At 66.5% G+C, this 20,173-nt stretch carries 22 protein-coding genes; 11 read left to right on the plus strand and 11 right to left on the minus strand.

Going from position 1 to position 20,173, the window contains the following annotated elements:
- The first annotated feature begins 9 nt into the window (after window positions 1–9).
- Complete coding sequence (locus F5544_RS21975; protein ID WP_167474931.1) at window positions 10–453, plus strand: SRPBCC family protein; 444 nt, start codon at window positions 10–12, stop codon at window positions 451–453.
- Here F5544_RS21975 and F5544_RS21980 read toward each other — a convergent pair.
- Window positions 392–1,585, minus strand: a complete 1,194-nt coding sequence (locus F5544_RS21980) for a Cmx/CmrA family chloramphenicol efflux MFS transporter (protein WP_238847478.1) — start codon at window positions 1,583–1,585, stop codon at window positions 392–394. The two genes, F5544_RS21975 and F5544_RS21980, sit on opposite strands and share 62 nt — an antisense overlap.
- A 393-nt stretch (window positions 1,586–1,978) precedes the next feature.
- On the opposite strand from F5544_RS21980, the gene F5544_RS21985 reads away from it, so the two are divergent.
- Genes F5544_RS21985 through F5544_RS21995 form a run of 3 tightly spaced genes read left to right on the plus strand, consistent with a single transcriptional unit; the run spans window position 1,979 to window position 4,462 of the window.
- A complete protein-coding gene (locus tag F5544_RS21985; protein ID WP_167474933.1) occupies window positions 1,979–2,902 on the plus strand; it encodes a phosphotransferase in 924 nt (307 codons plus the stop codon).
- Window positions 2,903–2,927: 25 nt separating this feature from the next.
- Entirely contained in the window at window positions 2,928–3,572 is a 645-nt protein-coding gene (locus F5544_RS21990) for a nucleotidyltransferase domain-containing protein (RefSeq protein ID WP_167474934.1), read from the plus strand.
- Window positions 3,573–3,610: 38 nt separating this feature from the next.
- Complete coding sequence (locus F5544_RS21995; protein WP_167474935.1) at window positions 3,611–4,462, plus strand: class I SAM-dependent methyltransferase; 852 nt, start codon at window positions 3,611–3,613, stop codon at window positions 4,460–4,462.
- On the opposite strand, the gene F5544_RS22000 is transcribed toward F5544_RS21995, so the two are convergent.
- Together F5544_RS22000 and F5544_RS22005 are read right to left on the minus strand one after the other, a co-directional pair.
- The gene (locus F5544_RS22000) at window positions 4,459–4,773 is read right to left on the minus strand and encodes a transcriptional regulator (RefSeq protein WP_167474936.1); all 315 of its coding nucleotides are present in this window, start codon (window positions 4,771–4,773) and stop codon (window positions 4,459–4,461) included. The two genes, F5544_RS21995 and F5544_RS22000, sit on opposite strands and share 4 nt — an antisense overlap.
- Window positions 4,770–5,129 carry a hypothetical protein gene (locus tag F5544_RS22005; RefSeq protein ID WP_167474937.1) on the minus strand — a complete coding sequence of 120 codons (360 nt, stop codon included), beginning with the start codon at window positions 5,127–5,129 and terminating at the stop codon, window positions 4,770–4,772. Before F5544_RS22005 ends, F5544_RS22000 begins: the two co-directional genes overlap by 4 nt.
- 126 nt (window positions 5,130–5,255) lie before the next feature.
- Between F5544_RS22005 and F5544_RS22010 the strand changes: the two genes are divergently transcribed.
- The 5 genes from F5544_RS22010 to F5544_RS22030 are packed head-to-tail and all read left to right on the plus strand — an operon-like array spanning window position 5,256 to window position 10,098.
- Entirely contained in the window at window positions 5,256–6,698 is a 1,443-nt protein-coding gene (locus tag F5544_RS22010; protein WP_167474938.1) for a form I ribulose bisphosphate carboxylase large subunit, read from the plus strand.
- Window positions 6,699–6,717: 19 nt separating this feature from the next.
- Entirely contained in the window at window positions 6,718–7,140 is a 423-nt protein-coding gene (locus F5544_RS22015) for a ribulose bisphosphate carboxylase small subunit (protein ID WP_167474939.1), read from the plus strand.
- Entirely contained in the window at window positions 7,130–8,128 is a 999-nt protein-coding gene (locus F5544_RS22020) for an AAA family ATPase (RefSeq protein WP_167474940.1), read from the plus strand. Before F5544_RS22015 ends, F5544_RS22020 begins: the two co-directional genes overlap by 11 nt.
- Window positions 8,129–8,144: 16 nt before the next feature.
- Window positions 8,145–9,212: a class 1 fructose-bisphosphatase gene (locus F5544_RS22025; RefSeq protein ID WP_167474941.1), complete on the plus strand. Its 1,068-nt coding sequence runs from the start codon at window positions 8,145–8,147 to the stop codon at window positions 9,210–9,212.
- A 7-nt stretch (window positions 9,213–9,219) separates the two neighbouring features.
- On the plus strand, window positions 9,220–10,098 hold the full coding sequence (locus F5544_RS22030) for a phosphoribulokinase (protein WP_167474942.1): 879 nt from the start codon (window positions 9,220–9,222) through the stop codon (window positions 10,096–10,098).
- A gap of 13 nt (window positions 10,099–10,111) precedes the next feature.
- Here F5544_RS22030 and F5544_RS22035 read toward each other — a convergent pair whose 3' ends face one another.
- The gene (locus F5544_RS22035) at window positions 10,112–10,903 is read right to left on the minus strand and encodes an aldose 1-epimerase (RefSeq protein WP_167474943.1); all 792 of its coding nucleotides are present in this window, start codon (window positions 10,901–10,903) and stop codon (window positions 10,112–10,114) included.
- Window positions 10,904–11,012: 109 nt separating this feature from the next.
- Between F5544_RS22035 and F5544_RS22040 the strand changes: the two genes are divergently transcribed.
- Window positions 11,013–12,179: a thiolase family protein gene (locus F5544_RS22040; protein ID WP_167474944.1), complete on the plus strand. Its 1,167-nt coding sequence runs from the start codon at window positions 11,013–11,015 to the stop codon at window positions 12,177–12,179.
- A gap of 44 nt (window positions 12,180–12,223) precedes the next feature.
- Here F5544_RS22040 and F5544_RS22045 read toward each other — a convergent pair whose 3' ends face one another.
- From F5544_RS22045 to dinB, 4 genes are all read right to left on the minus strand, one after another.
- Entirely contained in the window at window positions 12,224–13,783 is a 1,560-nt protein-coding gene (locus F5544_RS22045; protein ID WP_167474945.1) for a hypothetical protein, read from the minus strand.
- Window positions 13,784–13,792: 9 nt separating this feature from the next.
- A complete protein-coding gene (locus F5544_RS22050) occupies window positions 13,793–14,173 on the minus strand; it encodes a hypothetical protein (RefSeq protein WP_167474946.1) in 381 nt (126 codons plus the stop codon).
- An 84-nt stretch (window positions 14,174–14,257) separates the two neighbouring features.
- Window positions 14,258–14,395 (minus strand): hypothetical protein, encoded by a 138-nt coding sequence (locus tag F5544_RS22055; protein WP_167474947.1) that lies wholly within the window; start codon window positions 14,393–14,395, stop codon window positions 14,258–14,260.
- A 152-nt stretch (window positions 14,396–14,547) separates the two neighbouring features.
- Window positions 14,548–15,783: a DNA polymerase IV gene (gene dinB, locus F5544_RS22060; RefSeq protein ID WP_167474948.1), complete on the minus strand. Its 1,236-nt coding sequence runs from the start codon at window positions 15,781–15,783 to the stop codon at window positions 14,548–14,550.
- Between the two features lie 245 nt (window positions 15,784–16,028).
- Here dinB and F5544_RS22065 point away from each other — a divergent pair, with 245 nt between their 5' ends.
- Complete coding sequence (locus F5544_RS22065; protein ID WP_167474949.1) at window positions 16,029–17,357, plus strand: hypothetical protein; 1,329 nt, start codon at window positions 16,029–16,031, stop codon at window positions 17,355–17,357.
- 150 nt (window positions 17,358–17,507) lie between these two features.
- Here F5544_RS22065 and F5544_RS22070 read toward each other — a convergent pair whose 3' ends face one another.
- The 3 genes from F5544_RS22070 to F5544_RS22080 form a co-directional block, all read right to left on the minus strand.
- Complete coding sequence (locus tag F5544_RS22070) at window positions 17,508–18,944, minus strand: FAD-binding oxidoreductase (RefSeq protein WP_167474950.1); 1,437 nt, start codon at window positions 18,942–18,944, stop codon at window positions 17,508–17,510.
- Window positions 18,945–19,040: 96 nt separating this feature from the next.
- On the minus strand, window positions 19,041–19,541 hold the full coding sequence (locus tag F5544_RS22075) for a pyridoxamine 5'-phosphate oxidase family protein (RefSeq protein ID WP_167474951.1): 501 nt from the start codon (window positions 19,539–19,541) through the stop codon (window positions 19,041–19,043).
- A 116-nt stretch (window positions 19,542–19,657) separates the two neighbouring features.
- Window positions 19,658–20,155, minus strand: a complete 498-nt coding sequence (locus tag F5544_RS22080) for an SET domain-containing protein (RefSeq protein WP_167474952.1) — start codon at window positions 20,153–20,155, stop codon at window positions 19,658–19,660.
- Between the last annotated feature and the right edge of the window lie 18 nt (window positions 20,156–20,173).

The following is a 20,173-nucleotide window of genomic DNA, read 5'->3' on the forward strand; positions in this document are numbered from 1 at the left end:
GCGAATCGCATGGAGACCTTTACTGTCGAGCGGGTTATCGCGGCACCGGTCGAGCGGGTATTCGATTGGTGCTCGGTGACGTCGAACTATGAGCGCAGCGGGTGGGTGGTGCGTGACGTGCTTACCCGGCCCGGCGAGGGCGCGCCGTACGGGCTGGGCGCGGTCCGGCGGCACACCTGGGTGATCGGCCGGTTCGTGGAGCGCATCACCCGGTACGACGCGCCGAATGCGTTCGATTACGTTGTGGAACAAAGCTTTCCGCCGGCCCGCCACGAGGGTGGAACCATGACCTTCGAGGCGGTACCGGGTGGCACCAGGGTGGTGTGGAGCACCACCGTCGAGGTGCCGTTCGGCGGCGCGTTCGTGACGCGCCGAATCGCCGGGCCCGTCATCACTTACGTGTTCGGGCGGATCCTGCGGGCCTGCGAGAGGGAGCTCGTCGCAGCGAACTGAGCCGTGATCCGGCCGTTGTCGCGTACGGGAAAACGCAGGCGGCGCAGGTGAATACGGCGCTGGTCCACAGTGCCGCCGTGGATCGGCCGGTGTGATCGACGACGAGTCCGGCGAGCGCGGGGCCGAGGACCGCGCCGATATTGAGGGCGGTGGTCGCCAGCGCACCGGCGATATGCGGTGCGCTCGGGGCCGCGGTGCGCACGATCGTCGCGATGAGGGTCGAGCCGACGCCGAATGCGACCGCGCCGGTCACCACGGCCAGCGCGGATACTCCGGCGAGCGTGTGGGCGGTGATCGCTGCGAGCACCCAAACCGCCACGAGCGCAACGGTTCCCGTGTCGATGATAATCCGGCCGTAGCGGTCGCCGTAACGTCCGGCGAGCGTCACACCGGCGAACGAGCCGAGCCCGAACAGGGCCAGCACCAACGGAATCCACCGCTCGTCCGCACCGGTCGCCGCGGTGATGGCGCCGAGGTAGGTGAACCCGGCGAACGTCGCGGCATTGACGAGCACCCCGAGCGCGACCGGGGTACGGATTTCGCTGCGGCCCAACACCATCCATTCTCGGCGAATGGGCGATTCCGGCTGCTGAGCGCGATCGGATCCGGTCAGCGCCCACACCGGGATCAGGACGACCGCGCTGAGAACCGCGACGGCCCAGAACGCCGAACGCCAGCCCCATATCTGTCCGAGCAGCGTGCCCGCGGGCACACCCGCGATACAGGCCACCGTCACCCCGGACACCACCACCGAGGTGGCGCGCCCGAGCCTGGCCGGGTCGATCAATCGGGGCAGCGCCGCCAGCGCGATGGCGAGGAATCCGGCATTGGACACCGCGGCGAGTACGCGCGTCGTCAGCAGTACGGTGAAATCAGTTGTGACAGCGCCGATCACGTGCGCCACACAGAACAGCGCCAGGAACGCGGCGGTCGCGACGCGGACCGGCAATCGGCCCGCCGCCATCGCCATGACCGGCGCACCCACCACCATGCCCGCCGCGAACAGCGAGGTCAGCAGGCCTGCGGCGCCGACAGAAACGCCGATATCGGATGCGATCGGTGCCAGCAGACCGGACACCATGAACTCGGATGTACCCTGCGCGAAGACCGCGACAGCGAAGACGAAAACCACTATGGGCAAGACAACTCCCGGAATACCTGGCGCCGCGGTCACATTCGCGGCGCCGAGATGGTTGCGGAGTCGGGCGAACCCGACGACAGGTAACCAACGGCGTCCGGCGTTGTGAACGGCACGAACAGGAGCAACGGTCCGGCGGAGCAGATGCGCGGTGTGCATGCTCACGACTGCGCCGCGCGGGGCGCTCGGCTCCGTCGCGGGCAAGGCCGCTGTGCCTATGGCTCGCTCACAACGCCGCCCGGCACAGCGGCCGAGCGGCTAACGTCTGGACGACTCCGGGGAGCTCATGGCCGCCACCATAACAAGCCCATTGGATGCGGCCAAATGATTTGTGGCATGGTCGAAATTCGCTGGCGACAGCCGCGACGGGGGCGAGACGATGGTGGCATGCCTGACGACCGACCACATCGCACGCGCTGGGAGCAATTGCCCGACGCGGTGCGCGACGCCGTCCAGCAACAGTTGTGCGACAAGGTCATCGCGGTGCTGACGCCGCAGGGTGGTTTCACGCACGGTATGGCGGCGCTGCTCGAACTAGGTAGTGGCCGAACGGTTTTCGCCAAGGCCATCGAGTGCGCCGATCCGTTGGCGGCGATGTATCGCGCCGAAAGCGCAACGGTCGCCGGGCTTCCGGTGCGGGCACCGGCACCGCGGCCGATCGGCACGCTGGAAACGGACGGCTGGCTGGTGCTGTTGTTCGAGGCGGTGGCCGGTCGCCATCCACAGCTCGACGACCCGGCCGAACTGTCAGCGGTCCTGCGCACGGTCGAGAAACTGGCCGGAGTGCTCACCCCGAACCCGCTGCCGGACGCGCCGACCATCGAGCACGCGTACGGTGTTGCCTTCACGGGATGGCGGGGATTCGCCGAACACGGCCCGCCCACCGACCTCGACGAATGGTCGCTGCGCAACCTGGACCGCCTCGCCGGTCTCGAGGCCGGATGGTGCCTACAAGCAACTGGAAATACGTTGCTGCACACCGATCTTCGCCCCGACAACATGCTGATCCGACCCGACGGCCGGGTGCTGGTGGTCGACTGGGCCTGGCCGTGTCGCGGTGCGGCCTGGGTGGATCTGGTGCTGCTGTGCCCATCGATGTTGGCGGCCGGAGTCGACCCGGAACCGATCCTCGCCGCCCATCCGCTCACGGCGGACGTCGACCCGGCCGCCATCCTCGCCGTGATGTGCGCGATGTACGGCTTCTGGGCCCGCAACAGCCGACAACCCGCACCACCCAAATCGCCGGGCCTGCGCGCCCATCAAGCCTGGCATGCCGATCTCACCCGGGATTGGCTGAAGCGACGGCTCTGACGCGCGGCTCGTACGCTTTTCCGGCATGGACGACGATCTCCCAACGGGCGGCCGCCCAATCGACCCGGCCGAGTGCGAGCGCCGATGGAAAGCGTGGACACCGGCTCAGGTGGCCGCCACGCTCGCGGGCGTCCGCGCACCCTGGTGCGTGACCGCTGGATGGGCGCTGGACCTGTTCGCCGGTGCACAGACCCGCGACCACGGCGATATCGAAATCACCGTTCCCCGAGCCGCATTCGGCGAAGTGGCCGCCGCATTGCCGGGGTACGAATGGGATGTCGTCGGAGCGGGCATGGTATGGCCCTACGCCGATGTCGCCGACCACCCCGAACTGCACCAGACCTGGCTGCGAGACCCAGCCACCGGCGAATACCACCTGGACGTCTTCCGCGAACCGCACGACGGCGACCGCTGGATCTGCCGCCGGGACAACACAATTACCCTGCCTTACGCGGAATTGATCGAGACCGGACCGGCGGGCATCCCGTACGTGATCCCGGAGGTGGCGCTGCTGTTCAAGGCCAAGGCCCGCCGCCCGAAGGACGACGGTGATTTCGCGCGAATCCTGCCGCTGCTCGCCGAGTTTCGCATCGCGCGACTGTCGGAATGGCTCACTCGCCTGCACCCCGGCCACGAATGGCTGGCCGCGCTGGCCGGCGGGACCGCGTGACCGTCGCGCACGCGCAAACCTGTGCCAGACTGGCGGTCATGGCAGACCGGACAGTACCGACGAATGTGTCCGACACCGCCCGCTGGGTGGCCGCGTATCGGGCGCGGGAGACCGCTCGACCGGATGCGGTGTTCCGTGATCCGCTGGCCGACCGGCTGGCCGGGCCGCAGGGGTATGCGATCGCCGATGCGGCGCCGTCGCTGATGCGCAACGGTTGGCCGGTGGTGACGCGCACCAAGCTGATCGACGACCTGATCGCGAAATCCATTGCGGCGGGCTGTGATCGGGTGTTGAACCTGGCCGCCGGACTCGATACCCGTCCCTATCGGCTGGAACTGCCGCCGGGGTTGTTGTGGATCGAGGCGGACCTGCCGGAGATGGTGGCCGAGAAGGATGCCGCGCTGGCCGGTGAAACCCCGCGCTGCGTGCTGCGGCGCCACAGCGTCGACCTGGCCGACGACAGCGCGCGCAAGGCGTTCCTGGACGAGGCGCTCGGCCCGCACGACCAGACCGGCGCGGCGAGCAAAGCGCTGGTGCTCACCGAGGGGCTGCTGGTCTACCTCGACAACGCCACCGTGACGCGGCTCGCACAGGATCTCGCGCGCCCGGAAATCGCTTGGTGGATAGCCGATCTGGCGACAAGGATAACGAGGGGCCGGGCCGGCTCGGTGTTCGAGAACGCGCCGCTGCGCTTCGAACCGTCGAACGGCGCCGGATTCTTCGAGGAATTAGGTTGGCAGATAACGGATCTCGAGCAGCTCATGGTGTGGGCGCGCAAGCTGCGGCGGCTGCCGTTGGTGCTGCGCCCGTTCAGCTATCTGCCGCAACCGAATCCGCGTCAACCAGGCCGCACCCCGTGGTCGGCCGTAATTCGTTTCCAGCACCGCTAGAGCTCATCCATCTCGGCCGCGTTGCGTGCGTTCATGGCGGCGATTTCCTGTAGTGCCGCAAGGTGGGCGGCGAGCCGCGCCCGGCCGGAGCGAGTCAGCGACAACCAGGTTCGGGGCCTGCGACCGATATACCCCTTGCGGACCTTGACGTGACCCTCGGCCTCCAGCGCGGTCGCCAGTTTGCTGAGCGTCGGTTCGGAGATCCCGCAACTCTCCCGGACAGCGCGGAATTCGGCCTCCGTGCAGCCGGAGAGGAAGGCGACCACCGCCAATCTGGTCGGATGGTGAAATCCCGGTTCCAGCCCGGTCATCGGTGCATCCGAGCCAAACGGAACCATCCCGATGCGCCCCCCAGGACACCGGCGACGATGAAGGCCCAGCCGACGCCCGCGGTGAATCCGACCGCGACGACCGCCATATCGGGCGCATTGTCGATCCAGCGTTGAGCTTTCGGCCGCATGGACGGCCGGCGCACGACGCCGCCGTGCCGGACCATCACCACGGTGAGCGCGATCATCGCCACCCACGCGACCGCCCACACCCCGTTGAGCAGCCCGAACCATGCCGCGTCCCGGCCGCGCAGGACCGAAATCCCGAATGCCTCCGCGCCGATGGCCCACAGCGCCCCGAACAGCGGGGGATACCAACCGGGGCGATCGATACCCATCGACTGTGAAGACGAAACTCGAATTATTCGTTGGGTATTCGCAGAAACATTCAAATTGTTTGTCGATGAGACGGCCGTCATCCTGGAATCCACCAAGCGCCGAGGCGCCGGAAACCGGGAGGAACGATGGCCGCAGAAACCGAACGGGACCGCTGGGATCCGGGCGTCCAATCCTATGCGTCGATGGGATACTACGCGCCGGATTATCGGCCGTCCGATACCGATGTGCTGGCCGTTTTCCGGGTGACGCCGCAGCGCGGAGTGGATCCGGTCGAGGCGGCCGCCGCGGTGGCGGGTGAATCCTCCACGGCCACTTGGACGGTGGTGTGGACCGACCGGTTGACCGCGCATTCGCGGTATCAGGCGAAGTGCTACCGGCTCGACGAGGTGCCGGGCAGGCCGGGCGAGTATTTCGCCTATATCGCCTATGATCTCGACCTTTTCGAGGAGGGCTCGATCACCAACCTGACCTCGTCGATCATCGGCAACGTATTCGGTTTCAAACCGCTGCTGGCGCTGCGCTTGGAGGATATGCGCATTCCGGTGGCGTATGTGAAGACATTCCAGGGCCCGCCGCACGGAACGGTGATGGAGCGGGAATATCTGAACAAATACGGCCGCCCACTGCTCGGTGCGACTGTGAAACCGAAACTCGGTCTGTCGGCCCGCAATTACGGCCGGGTGATCTATGAGGCGTGCAAGGGCGGCCTGGATTTCACCAAGGACGACGAGAACATCAATTCACAGCCGTTCATGCGCTGGCGCGATCGCTACCTGTTCGCGATGGAGGGTGTGAACCGGGCGATGTGCGAGACCGGTGAGATCAAGGGCCATTACCTGAATGTCACCGCGGCGAGCATGGAGGAAATGTACGAGCGCGCCGAATTCGCCAGGGAACTCGGCAGCGTGGTGATCATGATGGATCTGACGGTCGGTTTCACCGCGATGCAGTCGATGTCGCGCTGGGCCCGGCGCAACGGGCTGCTGCTGCATCTGCACCGGGCCGGGCATTCCACCTACACCCGGCAGAAGACACACGGGGTGAGTTTCCGGGTGCTGGCCAAGTGGTGCCGGTTGATCGGGGTGGATCATCTGCACGCGGGCACCGTCGTCGGCAAGTTGGAGGGCGATCCGGCGACCACCCGCGGCTTCTATGACACGTTGCGGGAGAACCACATTCGCACCGAACCGGCCAACGGGATCTTCTTCGACCAGCATTGGGCGAGCCTGCCCGGGGTGATGCCGGTGGCGTCGGGCGGGATCCACGCCGGCCAAATGCACCAGCTGCTGGACCTTTTCGGCGACGACGTGGTGTTGCAGTTCGGCGGCGGCACCATCGGGCATCCGCTTGGCATCGCGGCGGGCGCGGAGGCGAACCGGGTGGCGCTGGAGGCGGTTGTCAAGGCGCGCAACGAAGGTCGTGATCTGTTGCGGGAGGGCCCAGAGGTGCTGCGCAAGGCCGCCGAGTGGTGCCGTCCGCTCGATGTCGCACTGGCGACCTGGGGCGATATCACCTTCGAATACACATCCACCGACGCCCCCGATGCGGTGCCGACGGTCACTCGCTGAAATCCCTTGGAGCACAGTCATGTATCTGCGTCACGGCACCTTCTCGTATTTACCCGAGCTGACCGACGCCGAGATCGCCGCCCAGGTGCGCTACGCACTGCTGAACGGGTGGCCGGTGTCGATCGAATACAGTGACGACCCCCATCCGCGCAACGCGTACTGGGAGATGTGGGGTCTGCCGCTGTTCGATCTCGACGAGCCCGACGGCGTGCTCGCCGAAATCGATTCCTGCCGAGCCACATTCCCCAACCACTACGTCCGTGTGCTGGCATACGACGCCCGCTACACCCGTCAGACGACCGCGCTGAGCTTCCTGGTGCAGCGTCCCGCCGAGGAGCCGGGCTTCCTGCTCACCCGCGTCGAGGGCGCGGACCGGCGCCAGCGCTACGGTGTGCACTCCTATGCCACCGATGTGCCGCAGGGGCGCCGGTATGGCGGTTGACGGGGGAGCGGCCGGCTTCCGGATGCACCGGCCGGGCGGCGAGGGTCCCCGATCGGTGCTCGCCGAAACGGCGCCGGAACCCGAGCCGCCGCTGGATGATGATGCGCTGCTGGACCTTTCGGCCGATATCGCCGGTGACCACGTGGCCGCGACGCTGGACCGGCTCGACGCCGAACTGGTCGGCCTGACGAATGTGAAGCGCCGGGTGCGGGAGATCGCGGCGCTGCTGCTGATCGATCGGGCCCGGCAGCGGTTCGGGCTGAGCGCCTCGCGCCCGACGATGCACATGTCGTTCACCGGTGGACCCGGCACCGGTAAGACGACGGTGGCGCTGCGCATGGCCGAACTGCTGCACGCGCTCGGTTACATTCGTAAACCCAAGGTGCACACCGTGACCCGCGACGATCTGGTCGGCCAGTTCATCGGCCACACGGCGCCGAAGACGAAGGAGGCGCTGGCCAAGGCGGCGGGCGGGGTGCTGTTCATCGACGAGGCCTACTACCTGTTCCGCCCGGAGAACGAGCGGGACTACGGCCAGGAGGTCATCGAAATACTGTTGCAGGAAATGGAATCCGAGCGGACCAGCCTGGTGGTGATCTTCGCCGGATACCCGGACCGGATGGAGCGGTTCTTCTCCGCGAATCCGGGGCTGTCCTCGCGGGTCGCGCACCATTTGGAGTTCGCCGATTACAGCCACGCCGAGCTGATGGCCATCGCGGATCTCATGGTGGCGCGGGAGAATTTCCGGTTCGACGCGGCGGGCCGGGCGGCATTCGCCGAATACCTGACGTTGCGGATGACGCGGCCGCGGTTCTCGAATGCCCGCAGTGTGCGGAACGCGTTGGACCGCTGCCGATTACGGCAGGCCAAGCGACTGGTCGAGGCGCGGCGCCCGCTGTCGAAGCCCGATCTGATCACGTTGACCGAGCGAGATGTGTTGGGCAGCAGTGTATTCGCCGCGACGGACGGCGAACGGGCATCCCCGTGAGGAGTTGAGCGCACCCATGCCGGAAGGTTTGAAGACCCTCACCCGCTACACCATCGAGGAGGAGCACCGGCATCCCGGATCCTCCGGTGAGTTCTCCGCCCTGGTGAATGTGGTCGCGACGGCCACGAAGATCATCGCGAACCAGGTGACCAGGGGTGCGATCGTCGGCTCGCTCGGCGCGCACGAGGCCGATAACCTGCCCGCCACCGTGCACCGCAGGATGGATGCGATCGCCAACGACATCATGGTGGGCGAAACCCAGTGGACGGGCCACCTTTCGGCACTGCTGTCCGAGGAACTGCCGCAGGTGCATCCGGTGCCCGACACCCATCGCCGGGGCAAATACCTGCTGGCCTTCGACCCGTTGGACGGCTCGTCGAATATCGACGTCAACCTGCCGGTGGGCACCATCTTCAGCGTGCTCCGAACGCCGGGCGAAACGGGTGGCGCGGCAACAGAACAGGACTTCCTGCAACCCGGAGAGCGGCAGGTGTGCGCCGGATTCACCCTCTACGGCCCGGCGACCATGCTGGTGCTCACCACCGGCAGCGGCGTCGACGGGTTCACCCTGGACCGGGAGATCGGGGCGTTCGTGCTCACCCATCCGCGGATGCGAATCCCCGACGACACTTCGGGTTTCGCGATCAATGCCGCCAACGAGCGGTTCTGGGAGCGGCCGGTGCGCCGCTACGTCCACGAATGCCTCGACGGCACGGAGGGCCCGCGCGGACGCGACTTCAATATGCGCTGGGTGGCCTCCCTGGTGGCCGACACCTTCCACATCCTCACTCGCGGTGGGGTTTACCTGTATCCGCACGACACTCGCTCGCCGGGACGGGTTTCGCTGCTCTACGGCGCGAACCCGATCGCGTTCATCGTCGAGCAGGCGGGCGGTGCGGCAACGACGGGTCACGAGCGGGTGCTCGAGGTGCGGCCGGATCGGGTGCACCAGCGGGTTCCGCTGATCTTCGGTTCGCGCAACGAGGTAGAGCGCATCGAGCGCTACCACCGCGAACCGGAGGAGGGGCCCAGCTTCGACAGTTCGCTGTTCGGCACCCGGTCCCTGTTCCGCCCGTTGAAGTGAGGTGCCCATGTCGGTCAAACATCCCGTTGTCGCGATCACCGGATCGTCCGGCGCCGGAACGACCAGTGTCACCAGGACATTTCAAGAGATCTTCCGGCGTGAGGGGATCAATGCGGTGATCGTGGAAGGGGACTCGTTCCACCGCTACGACCGCAACGAGATGAAGCTGGCGATGGCCGAGGCCGAACAGCATCGCAACCACCGGTTCTCGCATTTCGGCGAGGAGGCGAATCTGCTGAAGGAGTTGGAGACGCTGTTCCGCGACTACGGTGCGAGCGGGGTCGGCACGGTGCGCCGGTATCTGCACGACGACGCGGAGGCGAAACCCTATGGGCAGCAACCGGGTACGTTCACCCCGTGGGAGGAGTTGGCGCCCGGCAGCGATCTGCTGTTCTACGAGGGACTGCACGGGGCCGCGGTGACCGAGACGGTGGATGTGGCGCGGTATGCCGATCTGCTGGTCGGGGTGGTGCCGATCATCAACCTCGAATGGATCCAGAAGGTGATCCGGGACAAGACCGAGCGCGGGTATTCCAGTGAGGCGGTGATCGATACGATCCTGCGGCGGATGCCCGACTACATCACCTACATCTGCCCGCAGTTCTCCCGCACCTACGTCAATTTCCAGCGGGTGCCGACCGTCGACACCTCCAATCCCTTCATCGCGCGGACGATTCCGACCGCCGACGAGAGCTTCGTAGTGATCCGGTTCGCCGATCCGAAGGTGATCGACTTCCCGTATCTGCTGTCGATGCTGCACGATTCGTTCATGTCGCGGCCGAATTCCATTGTGGTGCCGGGCGGGAAGATGGAATTGGCGATGCAGTTGATCTTCACGCCGCTGATCCTGCGGTTGATGGACAAGCGTCCCAAGCGCAGCCGTTGACGCGACAACTGGATCACAACTTTCGCCAGCTCCAATTCGTCCGCATCGTCAGCGGACTTTCCGGAGTGACCGGGCGGGGCAGTGTGTTGATACCGTTGGGCGGGCCGGATTGCGGCTCGACGCAGACGGCGGCCTCCTGTTCGTCGAAGACCACGACCCATTCGGCCGGGCTGGTGACCGTCAGTTCCAGCACGCCGGGCCAGCTGAGGGTGACCTCGACGCCGCCCGGCATACCGAAGCAGTCGTCCCACGGTCCCGGTCGTGGGGCGATGCGGCGGCCGGTCGGCAGGTGGTCGGCGCCGCGTTCCTCCTGCCACGCCGGGGTGAATTCGATGCGCGCCGGTGCGCCGGCGCCGAGGTCGCGGTTGAACCACGGATGCCAACCGGCTTGTGCCGGAAAGGATTCCGCGGCCGATTCCACCCGCATGGTGAGGGTGAGCGAGTCGGCGGACAGTTCGACGGACTGGGTGACGCGCCCGCGATACGGCCAGGGGTCGGTGAGTTCGTAGGCGAAGGCGGCCGAACGGTCGTCGCGGCGCAGCACGGTCCAGGCGGTGTCGCGGCCGGTGCCATGGATCGCGTGCGGCGGGCTGTTGATCGGCAGTTGTACGACGGTGCCGCGATTGTCGAAGCGGCCCAATGCCGTTCGGCCGCACCACGGCACCATCGGGAAGGCGCCGTAGCGCGGGCCCTGGCGCAGCAGTTCGATATCGCCGACGCGCAGGCTGCTCAGACGGCAGCCGTTGGCGGGGTCGACGGTGAGGTCGGCGTCTCCGGCGTGCAGCACTACGCGCTCGTCGATCATGGACCGACGATACGGCGGGATGGGCTCGCCTGTGCGGGCGGCCCGGCGTACAGTGAGTTAAGTTAATCGTGATTCACATCGTGATTGCCGAAACCCGCAAGGAGCGCCCATGACTTCCGCCGTCATCGTCGACGTCGTCCGCACCCCGTCCGGGAAGGGTAAACCCGGTGGGGGACTGTCGGATGTCCATCCGGCGACGCTGCTCGCCGGGGTGCTCGGGAACCTGGTGGAGCGCAACGACCTGGATCCGGCGCTGATCGACGATGTGATCGCCGGTTGCGTCACGCAGAGCGGTGAGCAGGCGTTCAATATCGCCCGCACCGCGGCGCTGGCCGCGGGTTTCCCGGAATCGGTGCCCGCCACCACGGTGGACCGGCAGTGCGGATCCAGCCAGCAGGCCGCGCATTTCGCCGCACAGGGCGTGCTCGCGGGCGCATACGACATCGTCATCGCCTGCGGCGTCGAATCGATGAGCCGCGCGCCGATGTTCTCCAACGCGCAGGGTAAGGACGCCAACCGCGCACCACTGGCCCACCGCTACCCCGGCGGGCTGATCCAGCAGGGTATCGCCGCCGAAATCATCACGCAGCGTTGGAAATTGGATCGCGAGGCGCTCGACGCGTTCGCGGCGCGCTCGCATCGGCTCGCCGCGGAAACCGCCGCCGCCGGCGGCTTCGCCCGCGAACTCGTGCCCGCGGGCGGCCTGACCGCGGACGAAACCATTCGTCCCAGCACCACAGCCGACGGATTGGCCGCGCTGAAACCGGCATTCGTCGACGAGTCGATGAAACAGCGCTTCCCCGAGATCAATTGGTCGATCACCCCCGGCAACTCCTCACCGCTGACCGATGGCGCCTCGGCCGCGCTGATCATGAGCGAGACCGCGGCGAACCGGCTGGGCCTGCGCCCGCGCGCCCGCTTCCACGCCTTCGCCGTCACGGGCGACGACCCGACATTGATGCTCACCGCAGTGATCCCCGCCACCCGCAAGGCCCTCGCCAATGCGGGGCTGTCCATCGACGATATCGACGCCTATGAAGTGAACGAGGCATTCGCCCCCGTCCCGCTCGTCTGGCAACACGAACTCGCCGCCGACCCGGCCCGCCTCAACCCCCGCGGCGGCGCGATCGCCCTGGGCCACCCCTTGGGCGCCTCCGGAACCCGCCTGCTCGCCACCCTCGTCAACCACCTCGACCAAACCGGCGGCCGCTACGGTCTGCAAACCATGTGCGAGGCAGGCGGACTCGCCAACGCCACCATCATCGAGCGGCTGTAAGCGGTTGCGGCCCATGATCGCCGCGACACTCGACCGGCCGCGGATCACGCGGAAGGTGGTGGCAACTGGACTATTTCGGGTTCGGTGAAGGTGGCGGTGAATGCGACGTCGTCGCCGGAGAAGGCGAACAGGGCGAGTTCGATCGGTGGATGTGGTGCGTTCGCCTTTCCGATGATCTTGATGATGGGCTGGAATGTCACCCCGTCGGTGCTGAACCTGAGCAATACCGAGCCAGTGCCATGGACGACCATCTGTAGATGAATGGTGTCGGCGTCGAACGGTTTCGGGAAATCAACCGTTGGCGCGGTGCCGTCCAGGGTGCCGAGCAGCTGGACGACATGTTTTCCGGTGGCGTCGATGCACTTGGAGATCGCCTTGTATCTGTTGAGGCTCGGGGTGAGAATCGCGATTCCGGCGTGCCGTTGCGCGCTGATCGCCGGTTCCGGATAGTGCACCGTCAGCGTGGTGGTGATCTGGCAGTGGTCCGGGATATCGCGCAGGATCCGGGGGAACAGTGCCGTGGAATTCGGTCCGGCGAAGATGCCGAGGCCGCCGGTCACCGGGCCCGTGCTCTGAATCCGCTGCGGCAGCCGCGGCGCGGTCACCTTCAGGTTCGTCGGGAACTGCGCATTCTTCGGGGTATCGATCGCCTGTGACGCCGCGGCGGCGATGGCGTTCATATCGGCGTCGATATCGTTGCGCAACTGATCGAGCGCGGCGGGATCCGGGTCGATGAATTCACCCGGATTGCCGTCGATGTAATCGAGGTCGTTGAGCCACTGCTGATGCAGGTTGCGCAGCCGTGCGCATTCGGTGAGCACATCCTGTTGATGTTGCAGATCGGCGAAGTTCGGTCCCTTCGGCAGCGGCAGCACACCGTAATCGTCGAGCAGCGCCAGATAGGGAACGGCGTGGCCCTCTAGTTCCTTCGGGAAGCCGACCGCGCGTTTGGTCATCGTGTCGACCCCGGTCGGCAGTTCGAGATTCTGTCCGCCCTCGACGAAACAGGTGACCTTGGTGCGATGGCTGCTCACCGTATCGGTGAAGGTTTTGTCGAAGGTGCCCGAGGCGCTGAACGCCGCATAGCTGGCCGACAGGCCCGCGGCGATCTTCTTGGCATCCGTCTGGTCGCGGGTCGCGACCTCGACGACCCCGAAAAACTGTCCGCCGGAAAGGATTCCGCGAACGAACAGGTCGCCGAACTCCTCCCGGAACCGATCGGTGTCGCCGTTGGCGAGCAGCGCCGCCGCCTCGGGTTTGATACCGGGGCTGAGCACGCTCTGGAACGCCTCGGTGACCTGCACCGCGACGATCAGGAACACCGAACTGGAATGCACCTTGCAGCTCTGTGCGAAATCGAATCGGGCCGAGGCCGAGAACAATCCGATGCCTCCGCTGGCCTTGGCCGAGACACCGACCGAGTTCAGCAGATCCTCGACCGTCTCCACCTGCTCCATATGAAATGAGATGGTCGATCCGCCCGCGTTGGGCACCGTGCTCGGGGTGCCGGTGGCCGCCGCGTTGCGGGCCGACCCGCTCGCGGAATCGACGCCGACCGTGAAATCCATGCCGTGTACGAAGGGAATTTCGCGACTGGTGACCATGACGCGCTCTCAATTGGATCCGGAGCCGGGCCAGACCGGTCCGCACACGTTGGAAGTCAAACCCACTCGGCACACCAGGGTTTCGAGGTGTTCGTGGCCGCGCCAGTCGTTGATGGCGTCGGCGTAGCGGTCGCGTTCGGGTCCGCTCCAGTAGCCGTCCTGGGTCGCACCGACCTCCAGCATCGGGTGGTCCGCGCGCGGGCACATCGCCAGATATTTGTCGTTCGGTTGGTCGACGGGGCCTTCCCAATCCGGTTCCAGCGGCGTGAGCATGGTGTCGCTCGGTATCTGCACCACCGATGCGACCAAGGCGATCAGACCGCCGACCTTGCCGAAAATATCGTGCAGAACAACATGTCCCGCGGCATGTAGCCCGAATTCGGTGGCCAAGAACGGGAATTCGGATTCATCGGATTTCTCTCCACCCCGGTCGGCCGGCAGGGCGATGCGTTCGGCGCGTCCGGTCGCGACGCCCTACTGGTAGATATCCAGCAATTCCGGTGAATACGGTGGGAGATGTTCTTCGTCGGGTAACCGGAAACCCGCGAGCAATCCCTGCTCCCACACATCGCCCTTGACTTCGTCGCTTTCGAATGGATTGACCGTGGCCATGAAAAACACCTTCTTGTTCCCACCCGAGGTTCGCACTGATCGAACCCGATGGATAAAAGTCTGGCGAGCGCGTCGTCCGAAATACAGCGAATCGAGGCATTATCGGGAAAGCGGGGACCTGGGCAGTCGTCCGGGTGGTTTATGCCCTCGATTCAATCGGGCAGCAGCGGCACCGAAAGTCCCTCGCCGCGGCCGAGCAGCGCCGCGCGGGTGACCGCGCCGGAACCGAAGCGCTCCCGGAGGCTGTCCAGGGTGGCGTCGAGGGTGTTGGTGGCGCGCGGGGTGAACGGGAGGGTGAGTTGGATGTGGTCGGCATCGTCGAGGTTGGTCAGCGCGAGGCCGATGAGGGTTATTCCGCGTTCCTGGATGAGCGGCATGGCCGCGGCGAGCAGCAGCAGGGCGGCATGCAGCAGGGCGGCGGTGTCATCGGTGGCGGCGGGCAGGGTATGTGAGCGGGTGGCGCGGGCGAAATCGTCGAAACGCAAGCGCAGCACCACCGTTCGGCACACTCGGTCGGCGGCGCGCAGGCGGCGGCCGAGCCGGTCGACGAGCCCGTGCAGGTAGGCCTCGATCTCGTCGGGCGGGCGGTAGCGGGTGCCGAGCGCGCGCTGGGCGCCGATGGAGCGGCGGCGGCGTCCGGTCTCCACCCGGCGCGGATCCCTGGCCCAGGACAGTGCGTGCAGATGCCGTGCCGCGGCCGGACCGAGGATGCCGCGCAGCGGCCCCTCGCCGAGTTCGGCGAGCTGACCCACCCGGGTGATGCCGTGTTCGTGCAGCGTGCGGGCGGTGACATCGCCTACGCCCCAAAGCCTTTCGACCGGCAGCGGATGCAGGAAGTCGAGTTCGCGGTCGGGTTCGACCAGGCGCAGCCCGTCGGGTTTGGCGACCGCGCTGGCCACCTTGGCGAGGAATTTGTTGCGGGCGATGCCGACCGAGATCGGCAGCCCCACCTCGCGGCGGATCCTGGCGCGCAGCCGATGCGCGATGGCCTCGGGCTCGCCCGCGATGCGACGCAGCCCGCGCACATCGAGGAAGGCCTCGTCGATCGAGATGCCCTCCACCAAAGGCGTTGTGTCCCGGAATATTTCGAATACCGCCCGGCTCGCCTCCGCATAGGCCGACATGCGCGGGCGCACCACGATCGCCTGCGGGCACAGCCGCCGCGCCTGCCCGCCGTTCATCGGCGTCCGCACCCCGAACGCCTTCGCCTCATAACTGGCCGCCAACACCACCCCGCCGCCGACGATCACCGGTTTCCCGCGCAACCGCGGATCGTCCCGCTGCTCCACCGACGCATAGAACGAATCCAGATCCGCATGCAGGATCGAGGCATCCGAGCGCGCGACTATCCGCTCTCGCACACCCTCTCCGCCTCCGGACACGAACATATGTTCGCATAGATCCGGAACTGGCGCGTCGAACCTTCTGGCAGCCCCTGTTCCGCGACGCCATCGCCGACGGCGCGCCCGTGCACGACCGAGTGCCCGGCACGGCCTTCATCGACCAGGAATAAGCGCTCGATAGGCGGCAAGTCCGTGCCTTCGGGAAGATGCTGTCCGGCAAGGATTTGGGGTTGTGGACTGACTGGGAAAATCGGGTGACTGTCCGGGCTCGGCGACTCTAAGGTCGCGTCATGTCTATGGACGAGGGTGACGACGATACGGACGACCCGGAGTCCGGCGAATCGTCGTGGGCGGAGCCGAGTACGTTGCTCGGGATGATCCAGCGCGGGCGCGGAGCCTGCCTGCGCGACGCGCGGGCGCAGCCTGCGGTGGCAGGCCAGTTCGTGGTCGACTGCATCGTTCGCGATCCTCGATGGGACCGTCAGGTCGAGCAAAGGGGTTGGCTGTACGCGACTCTCGTCGCCGACCTGGGGGTCGATCTTTCCCGGTTGTGCGCGGCATACAGCGGCCCGGCGGACCCGTACGGAGACGCCGACGCCTGGCTCGCCACAGGCGTTCTCGGGCTGCTTGCCCGTCGCGGTGTCGATGGCGCTGTCACCGAGCTGCGGCACTACCTGCGATCGGGGCGTGACCTCGACCAGGCGCTGGACGCACTGATTCCGTTCATCGATCATCCCGAGGCCGAGGGATTGCTCGACGAAGTACTGGAGGTGGCCGACGACGAGCAGCTGGAGTCGGCGCTCACTTCGTACCGTTGGTTCGATTTGTCCAGGCCGCCTTGGCCGGACTGGCGGGGTGCGAGCGCGCGCATCGAACGGGTCATCGCAGTGGCCGAGCAGACGCGGGCAGCGCGTGAACGACCAGTGTTCGATCGCGCCGCACGGGAGGCCGCAGCACGCGAAAGGGTGCTGCGAGCCGCGATCGAGTCCGACCTCATCACCGCGGCATCGGCGTCGGAGTTGACCGAGGAACGCTGGGAGACAACGCTTTTAGCCATCGCACCGGACCTGCTCCAGGAATCTCCGAGCGTCATTCGGATCGCGGTGCGCAGATGTCTGAAGAAACTACGTTCACCGCACGCACTGACTTGGGCGCGGGCGAACGCCGCCCTCGACGGCGCCGTGGCGTGGGCTGCCTTGCGTCTGTTCGCTGACGTTGCCGAAACGTCAGACGCTCCTTGGCTGCTCGAGCTCCTGACCGAGGCCGTAGCTCGTGGCAACGACTACCTCTACCAGCAATACGACCTCGTCGCCGCGCTCGGCCGCCTGGATCATGTCGCCGGCCTCGCGACGGTCGAAGGGATCTTCGACAACACCGTCTACTCGGTTCTCCGCAAACAGTGCGCGATGACGTTGAGCCGCCTGGCACCGGATTTCGCCGAAGGTCGGGCAGTCGAATGCCTCGACGACTGCGAATCCGAGACGCGGGAATTCGCCGTCGCGCACGCGGACATGTCGGCTCCCGAGGTCTGTGAGCGCATCGGCCGGATGGCCGACGATCCCACAGAGGATGACGACAACCGGCGAGCCGCCGCGGCTCGAATTCTGCAGCGACGCTGAGACGTTGATGGTGACTCGCGACATCAATCCACCGGACCGTCTTGAACCGCACGGGGCAGCGGCACCAGAATTCGCACCGCAGCCCGTCGGGATCGTCATACTGAGGCCACAGCGAGGTGGAACGATGGCGGATTCGTGCGAACGCCTCGGTCACCGTGCGCTGATCGACTGCGGGTGGCGGAAGAAGCCGTCGGGGTCGTAGCGGTGAGCGATCTCGGCCAGTCGGGGGTAGTTCGTGCCGTAATACGCTGTGCGCCAGTCGATCAGTGCCGGGTCCGGCAGGTTCTGGTAGGTGTATGGCGAGGACCAGCGGCGCAGGACCGGGTGGCAGGTGTCGATCCAGGCGGAGCCGTTGGCGCGCAGTTCGTCGGTGATCTCGCCGTGCGCCTCCACCACCAGACCGGCATAATACAGATGGTCGCGGTGCACGAAAGCGGTTGCGTCGGAGGGGATTCGATTGCATGCCCCGCCCATCGCGCCCAATTCGAGGGCGCGAATCTGATCTCCGGCGCGTCCGTCGGCGAACGCGGCGAGGATTTGTTCGATGCCTTCGGCGGGGATCGGTTCGGGGACGAAATGCCCGCGCTCCCTGTGCCATCCATCGCGCGGCAGCCTCGCCTCGGGATTGGTGCCGACTCGATGTGCCTGCGCGCGAGTGAGTTCCGCGCATCCCATCCACGTGCGCAGCGTGTCGTAGTACGAACCGGTGTGCCGGAAACCCGCTTCCGGTTCGCGGTCGACGCGCCGCCGCAGATCGTCCAGCAGCGCGGGTAGTTCGCTTGGATCGCCGAGCCACGCCCCCAAGACCAGCACCTGCGGCTGCCCTCCGGCTTCCGGATGCTCCAGGGCGAAGCGGACATTCGACGCGAGGTCGTCGGGTGCGTGCGGCGCCCATTCCTGCCACGCGGCCCATACCTGCGGGGCGGCGGACCAGTCCCAGCTCAGGCTGTAACTGGTGACGGGGGTCGCCGGGACCGCCTCCAGCACCAGTTCGGTGACGATGCCCAGGTTGCCGCCGCCGCAACCGCGCAGCGCCCAGAACAGGTCGGGGTGCCGCTCGTCGTCACAGGTCAGCACGCTGCCGTCGGCGAGCACCACCTGTATCTCGCGCACCCGATCGCAGGTCAGCCCGTATTTGCGGGTCGCGATTCCGATTCCGCCGCCGAGCGTCAGCCCGGCCAATCCGACGGTGGCGCAGGTACCGGCGGGAACCACCCACCCGCCGGGCGCGGTTTCCTCGAGCAGATCGATGGTCTGAATTCCCGCTCCGGCGCGGATCAGCGTCTGTTCGCGCCGGACTCCGGCGATCCCACTGACATCGATGACCAGCCCTTCGGTGGTGGAGTGCCCGGCGCAACTGTGCCCGCCGGATCGCGCGGCCACGGGAAGCGCGTGCGTCCGGGCGAAGAGCACCGTCTCGCGGACATCGTCCACGGTCACGCAGTAGGCCACCGCGGCGGGCCGGACCGTGTCGAATTCCCGGATCTGCAGGGCACGCGCGTCGTCGTAACCGGGATCCCCGGGTCGCACCAGCCGACCCGCGATCCGTGCAGTCAACCTCTGCCACGCCTTCTCGGGAATGACCACCGCGCCGTTCTCCTCCCATACCTCACCTCGAACCGAAGGAGCATACGGTCAGCAAATCCAGGCGGCCAGTGGTTTTTCCGGCTGAACGGGTGGAGCTCAGGCGTTTTCGCGTTCGGCTCGCTGCCGCATCAGCTCTTCGACCGCGGTGGGGAGGGTGGTGTCGAAGTCGATGAGTTTGGCCCAGGTCGGGGTGATGACGATGCGGACCATGCCGTCGTAGAGCGAACGAACCTCGGCCTCCCACACGACGCGCTGCTCGGGCGTCATCTCATAGCCGCTGCCACTCATCTGCAGGTACTCCTCCGGAATGCCGTCGACCACGTCCAACTCCGCCCGGCCGCGGATGAGCAGGATCTTCGGCGGATGCACCTCGGTGTCGATCGTCAACGCCACCATCGGATTACGCCGCAGCGAAGGCAGTTTCGGCGCGTTCTTCGAGGTGCACACCACGATCTGCGAACCGTTCCAGACGAAGCCGACCGGAACGTTGCGCGGCGTGCCGTCCTTGGCGACATACGCCATCCGCAGCAGGTCACGGTTCAGCAGTTCCCGGCTGATCGGCAGATTCAGGATCGCGTTGATCTCATTCGGTCCCATGATGGCTCCTTCATATCGTCGAGGCCCGTTCGGCCGCTCGTACTCCTGGGACGGAGCCGCCCGACCGTTCTCGACATCGCCGACACAAAATTCGCGGAATTTTTTTCCGGAGCCGATCAGCCGATGCGGCGGGCAAGATACCGAGAGAAGTAACCGCGGTACTTGGCCTGCAGATCGGGCCGCTGCCAGTCGCGGCCGTCGATCACCCGGCGGCATGTCGAACGCCCGCAGGAGCAGTCCATCGAACCGTCGTAGTCGTCGAACAGCGCATAGTCCGTGGTCAGCTCCTCGCCCCGGGCGATATCCCGCATGGCGACCAGCAGAATATTTCCGGCGAACCCGACGTTGGGCTCGCAGGAGTGGTTGATGAAGAGCATCACGCGTTCGTATTCGTCATCGGTCTTCGCGACGAGGTGCAGGTTGTCGTCGATCTGAATCTCCGAATTCTGCAGGTGATTCGGCAGTCGGCGCAGATCGTCGGTGGTGACGATATGGCCGCCCTTCACCGCGACGGTCTCGCCCGCGGCGATCGGTGCGACGGCGACGAGGCCCCGGCCGGAGATGGTGCTGTCCGCACCCTTGACCGCTTTCGGGGTGATCCAGGATTCCACCATGGCTCCATCATTCAATGG

The sequence above is a fragment of the Nocardia arthritidis genome (genome assembly GCF_011801145.1).
GTDB classification, from domain to species: Bacteria; Actinomycetota; Actinomycetes; order Mycobacteriales; family Mycobacteriaceae; genus Nocardia; species Nocardia arthritidis_A.

Bases quoted from the DNA above. Each gene is read 5' to 3' on its own strand.
- F5544_RS21975 (WP_167474931.1), top strand. From the start codon at position 10: ATGGAGACCTTTACTGTCGAGCGGGTTATCGCGGCACCGGTCGAGCGG.
- F5544_RS21985 (WP_167474933.1), top strand. From the start codon at position 1,979: ATGCCTGACGACCGACCACATCGCACGCGCTGGGAGCAATTGCCCGAC.
- F5544_RS21990 (WP_167474934.1), top strand. From the start codon at position 2,928: ATGGACGACGATCTCCCAACGGGCGGCCGCCCAATCGACCCGGCCGAG.
- F5544_RS21995 (WP_167474935.1), top strand. From the start codon at position 3,611: ATGGCAGACCGGACAGTACCGACGAATGTGTCCGACACCGCCCGCTGG.
- F5544_RS22000 (WP_167474936.1), bottom strand. From the start codon at position 4,773: ATGACCGGGCTGGAACCGGGATTTCACCATCCGACCAGATTGGCGGTG.
- F5544_RS22005 (WP_167474937.1), bottom strand. From the start codon at position 5,129: ATGGGTATCGATCGCCCCGGTTGGTATCCCCCGCTGTTCGGGGCGCTG.
- F5544_RS22010 (WP_167474938.1), top strand. From the start codon at position 5,256: ATGGCCGCAGAAACCGAACGGGACCGCTGGGATCCGGGCGTCCAATCC.
- F5544_RS22015 (WP_167474939.1), top strand. From the start codon at position 6,718: ATGTATCTGCGTCACGGCACCTTCTCGTATTTACCCGAGCTGACCGAC.
- F5544_RS22020 (WP_167474940.1), top strand. From the start codon at position 7,130: ATGGCGGTTGACGGGGGAGCGGCCGGCTTCCGGATGCACCGGCCGGGC.
- F5544_RS22025 (WP_167474941.1), top strand. From the start codon at position 8,145: ATGCCGGAAGGTTTGAAGACCCTCACCCGCTACACCATCGAGGAGGAG.
- F5544_RS22030 (WP_167474942.1), top strand. From the start codon at position 9,220: ATGTCGGTCAAACATCCCGTTGTCGCGATCACCGGATCGTCCGGCGCC.
- F5544_RS22035 (WP_167474943.1), bottom strand. From the start codon at position 10,903: ATGATCGACGAGCGCGTAGTGCTGCACGCCGGAGACGCCGACCTCACC.
- F5544_RS22040 (WP_167474944.1), top strand. From the start codon at position 11,013: ATGACTTCCGCCGTCATCGTCGACGTCGTCCGCACCCCGTCCGGGAAG.
- F5544_RS22045 (WP_167474945.1), bottom strand. From the start codon at position 13,783: ATGGTCACCAGTCGCGAAATTCCCTTCGTACACGGCATGGATTTCACG.
- F5544_RS22055 (WP_167474947.1), bottom strand. From the start codon at position 14,395: ATGGCCACGGTCAATCCATTCGAAAGCGACGAAGTCAAGGGCGATGTG.
- dinB (WP_167474948.1), bottom strand. From the start codon at position 15,783: ATGTTCGTGTCCGGAGGCGGAGAGGGTGTGCGAGAGCGGATAGTCGCG.
- F5544_RS22065 (WP_167474949.1), top strand. From the start codon at position 16,029: ATGTCTATGGACGAGGGTGACGACGATACGGACGACCCGGAGTCCGGC.
- F5544_RS22075 (WP_167474951.1), bottom strand. From the start codon at position 19,541: ATGGGACCGAATGAGATCAACGCGATCCTGAATCTGCCGATCAGCCGG.
- F5544_RS22080 (WP_167474952.1), bottom strand. From the start codon at position 20,155: ATGGTGGAATCCTGGATCACCCCGAAAGCGGTCAAGGGTGCGGACAGC.